This window comes from Paenibacillus sp. F411, assembly GCF_017582705.1.
GTDB lineage: Bacteria > Bacillota > Bacilli > Paenibacillales > Paenibacillaceae > Paenibacillus_AQ > Paenibacillus_AQ algicola.
In genome coordinates, this window is record NZ_JAGFIP010000009.1 from 139,619 (window position 1) to 153,720 (window position 14,102).

Here is a 14,102-nt window from a genome sequence, read left to right on the forward strand (position 1 = left end):
TCGAACATAGCGTCCGGCAGATTTATTTGTTATCGCTTACAATTGGTATTGTACACAAATATAATTATTTTGTATACAAAAATATCTATAAAGTATACATATTTTATTCTGTTAAACATTATGCCCACGCATTATACTGGAAATGACAGGCTTTTTTTCAAGCTGTATGGTTTCCTAAGGTACTTTCTCTTGAGGAATGGTAATGAAGTTCAAGTTCAATGAAGCAGGTTCGTCAGAATTGACAATTAAAGAATATAAGATTTAGGAGACGACAAGGCATATGATCAAGAAGTCATCTGTAGCGTTTATCAAAGCCTACGAAACGATCCGGGACCAGATTCTGAACGGCGAGCTGCCGCGAGGCACCAAGCTGATTGAAGAAAAGCTGGCTGAAGAGATCGGGGTCAGCCGCACCCCCGTGCGCGAATCCATCCGCAAGCTGGAGCAGGAGGGCCTGATTCAGCAGAAAAGAGTGGTGAATCCCACGGAAACGGATCTGCGCAACCTGTTTCAGGTCCGCATATTGTTGGAAGGCTTTGCCGCGCGCAGTGCCGCTCAATTTCTGGGCGAAGAGGAGCTGGTGGAGCTTCGCAGCTGCGTCGATATCGGACGCCATGGAAGCCCGGAGGAGATTATGACGGCGAACGCGCGCTTTCACGATATTATTGTCCAGGCTACACATAACCCGTTCATGATTGATACGATTGCAAGAATGCAGTCAATCATTTACCTGTTCCGCAAAACGGTCGTGTACCACAAGCGCCCCTTCCTCATTGATGAGCATGAGCAGATCTGCGAGGCGATCTCGTCCCATGACGGCGACCTGGCGGAGCGGCTGATGAAGGAGCATTTGCAGTCGGATCTTGAGTTTTGCATTCATTTATTGAAATAGCTGTATCTGAAGCGTCCTCTATATTTGCGGGAGGGCGCTTTTTTATGTTTTTTTTACAGCTTTAACGCAGATCTTTACCCTTTGTTTATGGAGATCCGTATTATGATGACCTCAGCAAGCCATGGAGGACAACAAGGTCATCCGCTTGCAGGGCACTATCCATATAGCTGGGACTGGAAAGGAGAACAATCAGATGCGGGATGTGAGAACAGAGGGGGAAGCTGTATTTACGCTCGTATCCGCTCATACACGAGCCGGGCTGGCATTCGTACAGACGTTAGCAGAGCATCATATCCCCGTGGCTTTGCTGAACGGAGGCCCGGAGGAATGGGCAGGCTTGGCATCCATGGCAGAACATGAACGGCTGCTGATTTCTGTGAACGCCGCCGATCCATTTCCCGCCTATCCCCCAACGCCTATCGGCAGCGTGTTTCTCTTCGAGAATTCTCTGCCCATGATCTGCAGCTACCTGCAGTCCATTAAAGGCTGGACCGGGAATTCGATTTATGTGATTACGGAGCATTGCCGCTACCGTACTCTTTACAGTCAGCTGGGTGCGGATTATGTCATTTACAGTCAGAGCGGGGACGTATCCTTTTTGCTGGATGCTGTCCGCTAAATGAAATCGGGAGGAAGCTTAGATGCTGGATATCATGATGGTGCTATGTCTGCTGCTATTGTTTACGCTGGTGTGGGGACTGCTGAGTTGGGCGAAGAGAACAACAGAGGAAGGGAGCTGGACCTCGTGATGTGGCTTCTGGGCATTGTCACTTTCTTGGTGGCCGTATACCTGGTATATGCGCTGATTTCACCCGAGAAATTCTAGGCAGGATCTGAAGAAATGGAGCTGAAAATATGTTTGCATTGCTAAGCATGGGTATCACGCTGGGCCTTGTGCTGCTGTTGGCTCAGCCGGCCGGGCACTATATGGCTTCTGTTTTTAATGATGCTCCGTCTCGGCTGGACCGCTGGTTTCGCTGGATTGAGCGTCCCCTGCTGAGTCTGGGCGGAGTGAAGCACAGCAACCAGACCTGGAAGCAGTATGCCGGGTCTGTGCTAGTCAGTAATTTGGTCATGATCCTGATGGTGTATACACTGTTCCGCTTGCAGCAGTATTTGCCGCTGAATCCTGCAGGGATCCCCAACATGGAACCGGCGCTGGCTTTCAATACAGCGATCAGCTTTATGACAAATACGAATTTGCAGCATTACAGCGGGGAGAGCGGCTTATCTTATTTTTCCCAGATGGTTGGGATTGTCTTTATGATGTTTACCGCACCGGCTACGGCATTATCTGTATCCATCGCTTTTATTCGGGGGCTGGCGGGTCTGCCTCTAGGGCATTTCTTCTCTGATCTGGTTCGCTCTATTACCCGGATTCTGCTGCCCGTGTCGTTTCTGTTCTCCCTCATCTTTGTTGCGCTGGGGGTTCCTCAGACGCTCGATCCGCCTGCGGTCGTTCAGACCTTGGAGGGAGGAGTGCAGCATATTGCCAGAGGGCCGGTCGGATCTTTTCTTTCTATTAAAGAGCTGGGCAATAATGGCGGCGGCTTTTTCGGAGTAAATTCAGCGCATCCGTTCGAGAATCCGAATGCGCTTAGCAACGCTCTTCAGATTATTCTTATGCTATTTATCGGTACAGCACTGCCCTTCACTTATGGAATCATGGTAGGCAGCATCAAGCAGGGAAGGATTCTGTTCATGTCGATGGGCCTGCTGTTTCTGCTGCTGCTGGGTGGTGCCCTGGCTGCGGAAAGTCAGGGTAACCCGGTGTTCGACAGCTATGGCTTTCAGCAGGCCGGAAGTATGGAAGGCAAAGAAGCCCGGTTCGGCATTGCCCAATCCACACTGTACGCTGTCGTTACGACGGCCTCGGAAACGGGTGCAGTCAACACGATGCATGATACCCTAACCCCGCTGGGGGGGATGGCTGCTCTGTCTGCTATGCTCCTGAATACGGTCTTTGGCGGTGCAGGTGCCGGGCTGATGAACGTATTGATGTATGTCATTGTAGGCGTTTTTTTGTGCGGCTTAATGATCGGGCGTACCCCGGAGTTTCTTGGTAAAAAGATTGAAGCGCGTGAAATGAAGCTGCTCGCGGTCACCTTGCTGATTCATCCTGTGCTTATTCTCATCCCCACTGCGGCAGCACTGGCGGCAGTGCCGGAAACGATATCCAATCCCGGATTTCATGGCATTACACAAGTGCTTTACGAGTATGCCTCGTCTGCAGCAAATAACGGCTCCGGCTTTGAGGGGCTTGCGGATAATAATCTCTTCTGGAATATGTCGACAGCAGCGGTGATGTACCTTGGCCGGTTCTTGTCAATGATTACGCTGCTGGCGGTCGCCGGTTCGCTGGCCTCCAAAGCAAGAATTCAGGAAACCTCGGGCACTCTCCGTACAGACAGCCGAGGGTTTATGGTTATTTTGTTGGGAACCGTCCTGGTAGTAGGAGCTTTGACCTTTTTTCCGGTTCTCGTACTGGGTCCCATCGCAGAGTATTTAACGCTTTAACCATGATTGTCTGGAGGACATCCGAATGAAAAATGAGACCTTTAACACCAAAGCGCCTCTGCTGCGCAACGCCTTGAAAGAATCCATGATTAAGTTGAATCCAGCCGTTATGATCCGTAACCCGGTCATGTTTGTCGTGGAAATCGGCTTGCTGATTACCTTGATCCTCGTGATCGCCCCGGATGTATTCGGAGGAACCACATCCCGGGGGTTTAACCTGGCTGTAGCGCTTATTCTGCTAAGCACACTGCTGTTTGCTAATTTCTCGGAGGCTTTAGCGGAGGGGCGGGGGCGGGCTCAGGCAGACGCCTTAAAGAAGACCAAGCAGGATCTTCTGGCCCGCAAAATAAGCAGCAGCGGCGCGATTCAACAGGTGCATTCGTCAGAGCTGCGAAAAGGAGATATCGTGATTGTCTCTCAGGGAGAGTGGATTCCGGGAGATGGTGAAGTCATCGAGGGACTGGCCTCCGTGGACGAATCAGCCATTACTGGAGAATCCGCGCCGGTCATTAAGGAATCCGGGGGCGACTTCAGCTCGGTGACTGGCGGAACACGAGTAGTGAGTGATCAGATCAAGATCATGATGACCGCTGACCCCGGAGAGTCTTTTCTCGATCGGATGATTCTATTGGTGGAAGGGGCTAAAAGACAAAAAACACCTAATGAAATTGCACTAAACACAGTACTGACCAGCCTGACGCTGGTGTTCCTGATGGTGGTCATTACGATCCCCTGGATCGCGTCTTATGTAGATATCCGGCTGGAGGTGCCGATTCTGATCGCCTTGCTGGTTTGCCTTATCCCTACCACGATCGGGGGGCTCCTGTCTGCCATCGGGATCGCCGGTATGGACCGTGTCACCCAGTTTAATGTGATTGCCACTTCCGGCAAGGCGGTTGAAGCATCCGGTGATATTCAAACGGTTATTCTGGATAAGACCGGCACAATTACGTACGGTAACCGGATGGCCAGCGAGTGGATTCCCGTGGGGGACAGTGATGAGCAGTCTCTGGCACGATGGGCAGGCATCTGCTCCTTCATGGATGATACCCCGGAGGGGCGCTCGGTACTAGCGCTGCTGGATACACAAGGCATAGCTCTGGATATGACGGCTTACAAGGAAGCGGAGTGGATTCCGTTCAGCGCGGAGACTGCAATGAGCGGCGTCCATCTGGCGGATGGCCGCAGCATTCGAAAAGGCTCTGTACAAAGCATCAAGCGGTGGGTTCTTTCTCAAGGCGGGCTTGTGCCCCAAGAGCTGGAGCTTAAAGCAGAAAAAGTGGCTCGCGCAGGTGGAACGCCCTTGGCGGTGGCAGTGGATCAAACCATATACGGACTTATTCATTTGAAAGATACTGTTAAGCCAGGGATGAGGGAGCGGTTTGAGCAGATGCGCCGCCTTGGGATCAAGACCATCATGTGTACAGGCGATAACCCCGTGACGGCAGCAACGATTGCATTGGAGGCTGGGGTAGATGACTTTATCGCAGAGTGCCGGCCGGAGGACAAAATATTAGTCATCCGCAAGGAGCAATCGGAGGGCAAGCTTGTGGCGATGACCGGTGATGGCACCAATGATGCGCCGGCATTAGCTCAGGCAGATGTAGGCATTGCCATGAACAGCGGGACGGTGGCCGCGAAGGAGGCAGCCAACATGATCGACTTGGATTCGGACCCCTCCAAGCTGATCGAGGTCATTGCGATTGGCAAGCAGCTGCTGATGACCCGAGGAGCGCTGACTACGTTTAGTATTGCGAACGATATCGCTAAATATTTTGCAATCATTCCCGCTATGTTCATGATCGCGATCCCTGAGCTCGAGTTGTTGAATGTGATGAGGCTGGGCTCGCCGCAAACGGCGATTTTATCCGCGCTGATCTTCAACGCCGTGATCATACCGCTGTTAATTCCGCTCGCCATGAAGGGCGTAGCTTACAAGCCGGTGTCATCCTCCCGGCTGTTGCGGCGCAACTTGATTATCTATGGCCTGGGCGGGGTTGTGGTGCCTTTTATCGGGATCAAACTGATTGACGAAATCATCTCATTATGGATATGAGAGAGGAGAACGCTATGAAAATGGTATTGTCCAGTATCCGTCTGAGTCTGTCCCTTATGCTGTTATGCGGCCTCGTCTATAACGTCGCGGTTACTGTGATTGCACAGACGATGATGGCGAAGCAAGCGGACGGCAGTCTTATTTATAATCCGCAGGGAACCGCAATCGGATCAGAGTTAATTGGTCAAAGCTTCACGGACCCATCCTGGTTCCAGGGACGACTGTCTTCTATAGAATACGCTGCTGAGGGCTCGGGAAGCCCCAACTATGCGCCTTCTCATCCGGAGCTGCACCGCCGGATGCAAGAGCTTTCTCTGGAATGGAGGAAGAGTAACCCGGACGCAGGGGAGAGCGGCCTGCCCCAGGAGCTGATGACGAACTCGGCCTCCGGCCTGGACCCTCATATTCATCCCGAAGCCGCGCGGGCTCAGGTGCCCCGCATCAGCGAGCTCAGAGGCCTGTCGGACTCGGTGCTTTATCAGCTGATCCGGGAGCACACTTCGGGTCGTCAGCTTGGATTTTTGGGTGAGCCGGTTGTGAATGTGACTTTGCTCAATCTGGCGATGCAGGAGCTGAATTAAGCCTGCCATCGTGGTCGGTCTGAACGGGTTTATTTTTGATAGTAGAGTAGGTGACTTGATATGGAAGCCTTCCGCAGGAAATCACCGGAAGAAATTCTGCAATCCATTCAGGCCTTGCATAAAGGAAGACTGAAACTCGTGATCGGTCCTTTTCGTGGGGCAGGCAAAACCTATCAGATGCTGCTGGAAGGACATACTCTGCTGAAACAAGGCATTGACGTTGTCTTCTGTACAGCCACCAGCCTGCGCCATCAGGAAACGATGGAGCAGCTCGGTGAGCTGGAGCAGATTGAGGGCATTGCCTGGATGCGGAATGGAACTCTTCAGAAGGATCTGGATCTTGAAGCCATCCGGAAGCGCCGTCCAGAGGTCGTGTTAATTGATGAGCTAGCTCATCAGAACCGTCCTCAGGCCTTGCTCCCTACACGCCTTCAGGAGATCGAGGAGCTGCTGAGCCAGGGCATTAGTGTCATTACAACCGTAAATGTATTCGAGCTTCATGGTTATGCACAATGGGCGCAGCAGCTTACGGGCATGGTAATTCGGCAAACCGTATCCAGCCGCATTCTGGACATGGCGGATGAGCTTCGTCTGATTGATGTCACCCCGGAGACCATTCTGGCTCGCCTGGCCGACGGCACCCTTGTGACGGAGCACCCTGAAGCCGCCTGGCATGAGCCCGGCCACTTAGCCAAGCTGAGAGAGCTGGCACTGCGGCTGGTAGCGGAAGAGGTTAACGAACGGCTGGTAGAGCACAGGAAGGAGCAGGGGCTTGGGGGACCTTCCGGAGCCTCGGAGCATATTTTGGTATCTATACAGTATCACTGGAACGGATCGATCTATATACGGCGGGCGCAGCAAATATCAAAGCGGCTGAATGGCCGTTTGTCCGTGGTTACATTTGTACATGCTCAGAAGCCGCTCACCCCTGACCAGGAAACGTTCAAAAGCTCGCTGCTGAAGCTGGTGCATAAATTACAAGCGGGCTTTGAGGAGCTTCAGCTGCCTTCAAGGAGACAGATTGCAAGGGCTCTCGTTGATTATGCGCATAAGCATGGGGTGACCCGAATTGTACTGGGGCATTCCCGGCAAAGCACCTGGCAGGAGCTGATCAGGGGTTCAGTGGTTCATGCACTGCTGGACCGGCTTCAATATGCAGATCTGTACTTTATGGCGGATACAGCAGAGAACTACGGAGAGCGGATTCTGCCAGCTCCCAGCGTGACTGCACCTGCTCATCACTCCTACCGGCGTCTTAGCGGACTTGAAATCCAAGAGCGCATTCATCAGATTACGCGGGGAAAATTTAAGGTTTATATCGGTGCCGCCCCAGGTGTAGGCAAAACGTACACCATGCTGAAGGAAGGAAATTTGTGGAGTGAGAAAGGCATTAAGGTCGTGGTGGGATTCTTGGAGACCCATGGACGACAGGAGACGGCGGATCAAGTCGGACGCCTGCCGGTCCTCCCACGAAAGGTCATCGCTTACCGCGGGGCTCTGCTGGAGGAGCTCGATGTATCGGCTATCTTGGAGTGCAATCCCGAGGTCGTGTTGATTGATGAGCTGGCACACAGCAACGTACCGGGAAGCAGCAACCAAAAGAGATATCAGGATATTCAGGATATTCTGAACGCAGGCATTTCGGTCATTTCTACAATGAATGTACAGCACCTTGAGAGTCTTCAAGACCGAGTGGAGCATCTGACGGGTGTCAAGGTGCGGGAAACGGTGCCTGATGGCTTGCTTCAGCTCGCCGATGAGGTTCAGCTGGTGGATGTAGCACCGGACGCCCTGCGTCAGCGGATACGAGAAGGCAAAGTATACGCTATGGACAAGGTAGAGCAAGCGCTGCAGCATTTTTTCAAAATGGGCAATCTGATTGCACTGCGAGAGTTGGCCCTCCGGGAGCTGGCGGATGATGTAGATGAACGGCTGGAGGCCTGGGAAGAGGGCTATTCCCTGAGGGGGCCCTGGCGGGGGCAAGAAGCTATTCTGGTCGTGCTGACCCCGAATGAGCACGCAGAACGGCTGATTCGTCACGGCTTCCGTATTGCCTTTCGGCTGAAAGCCAGCTGGCGCGTCTTGCTGGTTACCACGCAAGAGCTTACGGCAGAGCAGAAGCAGCGCTGCCTGAAGCTGGAGGAGCTTTCCGAGCGTCTTGGTGGCAGGTTTGAGGTGCTGCAAGCGAAACATCGCCGTGAAGCTGTTCGGGAGCTGTTATATCAGGCCCGCGCCTGCTGCTGCACTCAAATTGTCATTGGGCGTACCCCCGGATCAGGAGGATCCGGCGTGCTGTCGCGAAGTCTGGTCAAGCCGCTCTTGAAACATGCACGACATCTGGATATTCTGGTCGTTCTGCAGACGGCTGGAATTCATCAAAGAATCATGAACTAGCATTTGATGGGCGCACCGTATCGAAAAGATTGCCATATTGACATAAAATGTATATGATGTTGCTGACGCTGGTTCGAGGTGGGAATGATATGAGTTATCGAAAAACAGCAGGTGCATATGCCTGCGTCACTTTGCTGGTGGCCAGTCTTACTTTCTTGCTATGGATGCTTGGATTTTCCTTTGATCTGGTCAATATTGCCCTGATCTATTTATTACCGGTCCTCTTGAGCGCTGTTTATGCGGGCAAGGGACCTTCTTTGTATGCGGCGGCTCTGAGCGTCCTGGCTTTTGACGTTTTCTTCGTGCCGCCGGTGCTGAGTGTCACCGTGGAGGATCTGCGGTATTTGATTTCGTTTGTTATTTTTCTTGCGGTGGCCGGATTAACAGCCAGCCTGGCAGACCGGTTAAAGCAGCAGCTGCAGTACGCCAAAAGAAGAGAAGCACAAACGGCCCTGTTATTGGCACTTAGTAAGGAGATGGGCCAGCTGACAGAGATTCCGTCTCTGTTGGCCAGCTTATCGGCACAGATTGCACGGCATGTGGAATGTGAAACTGCCTTTTACCTAGTCCATGAAGGGCGAGGACTGGAGCGGGTCGTTCAGGCGCCGGGCTTCTCCCGCTGGGAGGTTACGGAGAAAGAAGCCGTCCTTGCAGAGTGGGTGTTCACGCATAGAACGACAGCAGGCCGGGGCGCGGAGACTTTACCGGAGGCATCCGGTCTGTTTCTGCCGATTTCTTCCGAGGACAGCATCTTCGGCGTCATGGCGGTGAACTTGAAAGGGAAAAAGCTGGCGGAAGATGCACGGCCGCTGCTGGAGGCACTGGCAGGCTTGGCGGCCAACACCATGGCCAGAATCCGGCTAAGCGAGGAGGCCAAGCTTGCCCAGCTGACAGCAGAGTCAGAGAAGCTCCGTAACGCCATCCTGGACTCGGTCTCCCATGAGCTTCGGACTCCGCTGGCGACCATTACCGGCTCTGTGACGGCTCTCATTGAGGGGGAGCGCATCTTCTCTTCCAGCGACCGCTTAGAGCTCCTGAGCACGGTTGAAGAAGGGGCGAGGCGTATGAACCGCTTGGTCTCCAATCTTCTAGGGATGGTACAGCTCGAAAGCGGCATGCTACAGCTGAGGCAAAGCTGGTGCGACATCGAAGATATTGTCGGCGTGGTGCAGCATCAGGTGAAGGAGCTTCAGCGGAACCGGATGCTGCACATTAGGCTTCAGCCGGATTTGGGATGGCTTCGCGGGGACCAGGGACTGCTGGAGCTGGTGCTGGTCAACATTTTGAGCAACAGCTTCAAATATTCCCACGATTACAGCCTAGTGACTGTAGACGTTCGCTTGGAGCAGGGCTGTATGAATATCAGGATTGCTGATGAAGGGATCGGGGTTGATAAATCCGACCAGGAGAGGATTTTTGATAAGTTTTACCGTGCCAAGCATAGCCAAAATGTACCGGGAACGGGGCTTGGCCTGGCTATTTGCAAAGGAATTATTGATCTTCACGGGGGGAGCATTAAGGCCGAGACGAACGATCAACAAGGACTTACCGTGACCGTTCGCCTTCCGGTTCATGACCGCTGCACGGCGGTGCCCCTCGTACCATAAACCAGGAGTGAAGCTTGATGAGTACCGGGCAAGGAGCCAGAGTGCTGATTATTGATGATGAGCTGCAGATTCGAAGGCTGTTAAACGTGGCGCTGCAGGCTCACGAATACGAGGTTGTTCAAGCGGAGACGGGCATTCAAGGCCTGGAGAAGGCTTCGACCTGCCTTCCTGATCTCATTCTGCTGGATTTGGGTCTGCCTGATCTGAGTGGATTGGAAGTGATGGAACGGCTGCGAGAGTGGACAACGGTTCCGATTATCGTGCTGACAGCGAAGGAGCGGGAAGAAACGAAGATTGAAATGCTGAACGGAGGAGCAGATGATTACGTTACAAAGCCCTTTGGCATGGGGGAGCTTATAGCACGCATTCGCGTCGCCCTGCGCCATGCAGCAAGGACCGCTCAGGAGCCGGTGCTGCAGTTTGAGGGCTTGACCCTGGATTTGGCACATCGACATGTCGAGCTGGGGGGAAAAAGAATCAAGCTTACGCCCACAGAATACGATCTTCTTAAAGTGTTGGCTTTGAATGCAGGAAGAGTCATGACGCAGCGGCAGCTGCTGCAGCAGGTGTGGGGCAAGCATCATTATGAAGCGGAAAGTCATTATCTGCGCATTTATGTCGGCCATCTCCGAAAGAAGCTGGAGCAGGACTCTACCCGGCCTCAGTACATTGTTACTGAACCGGGCATCGGATATCGGTTTATGGAAAAAAAGCATAGTGACTAGCAGGCTCTTAAACAAGCACATCACATGCTAGAGGCATAAACTATAATGATAGCCAGGTCTAATGCAGAGGCTAGACATAGACGATATTAGAGTAGAACACACAATTTAAGGAAAATGGTGAACAGACATGCGCAGATTAAGTATTATCTTGAAGTTCTCCCTTGCGATGACCGCATGGTTTGGGCTGACCGGGGCGGAGGCAGCCTCCCGATTTGACCAGTCGACGACGATCTCAACCTGGCTGTGGGATACGGCCACCATTGTAGAGGAAGAGCAACAGGAGACCGTGATCTCCAATCTGGTCAGTCACCATGTGGATGTGCTCCAGCTTCAGATTCAGACTGATATTCAGCTGGAGGTGTATCAGCGATTTATCCGCAAGGCTCATGCGGCCGGCATTGCAGTCCATGCTCTTGACGGCAGTCCGTATTGGGCGGACCGGAATGGTCCCAAGCTGCAGCAGGCTTTTTTGTCATGGCTGACGACATATCAGAACCAGGCCGCTCCGGAAGAAAAGTTCAAAGGCATTCACCTGGACGTGGAGCCTTACGGCCATGACAAGTACGAGCAGAAGAAGAACATGCTGTGGACAAACTACCAGACGATGATGCTGACCTTTAAGGACTATACGGACCAGCATGATCTCGTGTTCGAGATTGATATTCCGTTCTGGCTGTATGGCATTCCATATAACAATCAATATGGCAAGGGCAATGTCGCAGAATGGGTTTGCGGCCATGTGAAGCATATTACAATTATGGCTTATCGGGATACGGCCTTCCTGAATGATGGCGTTGCAGGAGTCGCTGCGGCAGAGATGAAGCTGTTTCGCAAGTATGGGGTACAGGGCGTGATTGCCGTCGAGACCGGCAAGCTGCCGGAGGGGAACGACTTCGTGACCTTTTATGGAGATGGCAAGGAATATATGTATGGACAGCTGGAGCAGGTTTACCAGAAATATAAGAAGGATCCTGCCTTCCACGGGATCGCGATTCATCACTATGAAAGCTGGATGGAAATGAAGTAGTTGTTTTCAGAAAAAGTTTGTCAATCTGGTATTAAATGATGTTTTGGCATACTTATTCACATCTTCGCATATTGACACCTGAGTCCTACTACCTATAAGATGTGGTAGGAGGTGTCTTATGAAGTCGAAAGCTAGATATATATTACTGATCTTGTCTATTTTTCTGGCAGGGCTTGTGACTGCCGTTGTCCTTATACCTGAGAGAAATTCAGATGTCACAACCGATGATCGACCCGAAAAGATCCGGTTTCCCTATGTCAGCAAAGTGGAAAACGGTTCTTTTCATGTGCGCACAAATACGGGCTGGGAGCCGTTTTTCGTCAAGGGTGTCAATATTGGGGCCGGCAAGCCGGGCGCCTTCCCGGGTGAGCTGGCGATTACCTATGAGGAATATCTTCGCTGGTTTCAATACATATCAGACATGAATGCCAATACGATTCGTGTGTACACCACGCTCAGACCACAGTTCTACAATGCGCTGCTCGATTTTAACCAGAGCAATGAGGCTGCCGGCAAGGATCCCCTGTACCTCATTCACGGGGTGTGGGTAGATGAGAATGACATCCTGACGATTGAGGATGCGTTTGGCGAAGAAGACAAAATTGTGAATGATGTGATCCGCAGCGGGAAGGAAATCGTAGATATTTTACACGGTGACCGCTATCTGGCTCCGAACAAGGGGCATGCAGATGGAACGTATACATCGGATGTATCAAGCTATGTGATCGGCTGGATCCTGGGGATCGAATGGGAGCCGGCTTTTGTAGTGGGCACAGATGAAAATAATACAGCACGTGACCAATTTGAGGGCAAGCACCTTTTTACAGAGAATGCCTCTCCGTTTGAAATTTTCCTGGCCGAGATGGGCGACGGCATTATGGCCTATGAGCAGGAGAAGTATGGAATGCAGCGTCCGGTGGCCTTTTCCAACTGGGTTACTACCGATCCGCTGACGCATTCAAGCGAGCCTTATCCGAACGAGGATTTGGTAGAGGTTAATGTCGAGCATATCAAGACCAAGGAATCCTATGAGACGGGGATGTTTGCATCGTATCACGTGTATCCATACTACCCGGACACCTTTAGTTTTCAGAAGGAATACATTGAATATATGGATGAGCGGGGACAAGCCAACCCCTACCGTGCTTATCTGGAGGACCTGAAGCAGGTGCACAGCATTCCGATTGTCATCTCCGAGTTCGGCATTCCAGCCTCCCGCGGTAAGGCTCATGAGAACAGGGTGACCGGCTTTAACCAGGGCTTTATTGATGAAAAGACCCAGGGCGATATGATTATGCACATGATGACCGATATTCATGATGCAGGTCTCGCCGGAGGCATTGTATTTGCCTGGCAGGATGAATGGTTCAAGCGAACCTGGAATAACAATGATCTGGATTTGCCGGACTCCCGTCCGTTCTGGAGCAACACGCAGACCAACGAGCAGCATTTCGGCCTGCTGGCGTTTGACCCGGGCAGCCCGGGCAATCTGGTGGAGGTAGACGGAAATGCGATGGAGTGGCAGGGGGAGAAGCCTTTTTACGAGGATGAGCGGCTGAAGCTGTACGTCCGGAGTGATGAAGCTTATATGTATTTTAGGGTGGAAGCCGAGAATTATAATTTTGAGCAGGATACGCTGCTGCTGCCGATGGACACGATATCGGGGCAGGGCAATGACGGGATGAAGGATATGAAGGTATCCTTCAGCGAGGCCGCGGATTTTGTGCTGCAGATTCAGGGGCCGGACAACTCGCGCCTGCTTGTCGATGCCTATTATGACAATTATTATTTCCGCTATGCGGTGCTGACGGATCTGTTAGAAAGACAGGCTGAATATCATACCAAGAACTCGGGCCTGTTCAATCCCATCTTCCTTGCGCTGAACAAGCAGATCAAGATTCCGACAAGCGGAGAAGTTATTCCGTTTACCGGCTATGAGACGGGGAAGCTGCTGTACGGCATCAGCAATCCGGAGCATCCGGAGTATAACTCATTGAGCGATTTCTATTACCAGGACGGCCAGCTGGAGATCCGTATTCCATGGCAGCTCCTCAATGTGATGGACCCTTCGCGCAAAATGATCATGGATGACATGCATGCACGTGGAACCATCGCTTCATTAAAGACAGACAGCTTTCACATTGGCATTATGCAGCCTGATGAGAATGCCCCCTCGAACGTGCCGATGTCCCGCTATACCTGGGAGGATTGGGAGCGACCTAGCTACCATGAGAGGCTGAAGCCGTCCTATTATATTTTGCAGGAAGGCTTTAAGGGCCTGTCCACGGTAAAGGAGTAGGAAG

The 14,102-nt window shown here is 52.1% G+C and carries 11 protein-coding genes; all 11 read left to right on the top strand.

Annotated features, from left to right (window positions below; all coding sequences use genetic code 11):
• The first annotated feature begins 280 nt into the window (after nt 1-280).
• The 11 genes from JJQ72_RS11425 (at nt 281) to JJQ72_RS11475 (ending at nt 14,098) form a co-directional block, all read left to right on the top strand.
• Nucleotides 281-892 (top strand): GntR family transcriptional regulator, encoded by a 612-nt coding sequence (locus JJQ72_RS11425; protein ID WP_138227441.1) that lies wholly within the window; start codon nt 281-283, stop codon nt 890-892.
• A gap of 193 nt (nt 893-1,085) precedes the next feature.
• Nucleotides 1,086-1,511, top strand: coding sequence for a hypothetical protein (locus JJQ72_RS11430; protein ID WP_208203751.1), 426 nt, complete (start codon nt 1,086-1,088; stop codon nt 1,509-1,511).
• Between the two features lie 129 nt (nt 1,512-1,640).
• On the top strand, nt 1,641-1,718 hold the full coding sequence (gene kdpF, locus JJQ72_RS20870) for a K(+)-transporting ATPase subunit F (protein ID WP_407669175.1): 78 nt from the start codon (nt 1,641-1,643) through the stop codon (nt 1,716-1,718).
• 29 nt (nt 1,719-1,747) lie between these two features.
• Nucleotides 1,748-3,409, top strand: coding sequence for a potassium-transporting ATPase subunit KdpA (gene kdpA, locus JJQ72_RS11440; protein WP_208203753.1), 1,662 nt, complete (start codon nt 1,748-1,750; stop codon nt 3,407-3,409).
• 25 nt (nt 3,410-3,434) lie between these two features.
• Complete coding sequence (gene kdpB, locus JJQ72_RS11445) at nt 3,435-5,465, top strand: potassium-transporting ATPase subunit KdpB (protein ID WP_208203754.1); 2,031 nt, start codon at nt 3,435-3,437, stop codon at nt 5,463-5,465.
• A 14-nt stretch (nt 5,466-5,479) separates the two neighbouring features.
• A complete protein-coding gene (kdpC, locus tag JJQ72_RS11450; RefSeq protein ID WP_138227437.1) occupies nt 5,480-6,046 on the top strand; it encodes a potassium-transporting ATPase subunit KdpC in 567 nt (188 codons plus the stop codon).
• Nucleotides 6,047-6,106: 60 nt separating this feature from the next.
• Nucleotides 6,107-8,440, top strand: coding sequence for a histidine kinase (locus JJQ72_RS11455; RefSeq protein WP_208203755.1), 2,334 nt, complete (start codon nt 6,107-6,109; stop codon nt 8,438-8,440).
• Between the two features lie 89 nt (nt 8,441-8,529).
• Nucleotides 8,530-10,047, top strand: coding sequence for a DUF4118 domain-containing protein (locus JJQ72_RS11460; protein WP_208203756.1), 1,518 nt, complete (start codon nt 8,530-8,532; stop codon nt 10,045-10,047).
• 17 nt (nt 10,048-10,064) lie between these two features.
• Nucleotides 10,065-10,772, top strand: coding sequence for a response regulator (locus tag JJQ72_RS11465; protein ID WP_208203757.1), 708 nt, complete (start codon nt 10,065-10,067; stop codon nt 10,770-10,772).
• A 127-nt stretch (nt 10,773-10,899) separates the two neighbouring features.
• The gene (locus JJQ72_RS11470; RefSeq protein ID WP_208203758.1) at nt 10,900-11,799 is read left to right on the top strand and encodes a hypothetical protein; all 900 of its coding nucleotides are present in this window, start codon (nt 10,900-10,902) and stop codon (nt 11,797-11,799) included.
• 118 nt (nt 11,800-11,917) lie between these two features.
• Nucleotides 11,918-14,098, top strand: a complete 2,181-nt coding sequence (locus tag JJQ72_RS11475) for a family 2 glycosyl transferase (RefSeq protein WP_208203759.1) — start codon at nt 11,918-11,920, stop codon at nt 14,096-14,098.
• Nucleotides 14,099-14,102 lie beyond the last annotated feature (4 nt).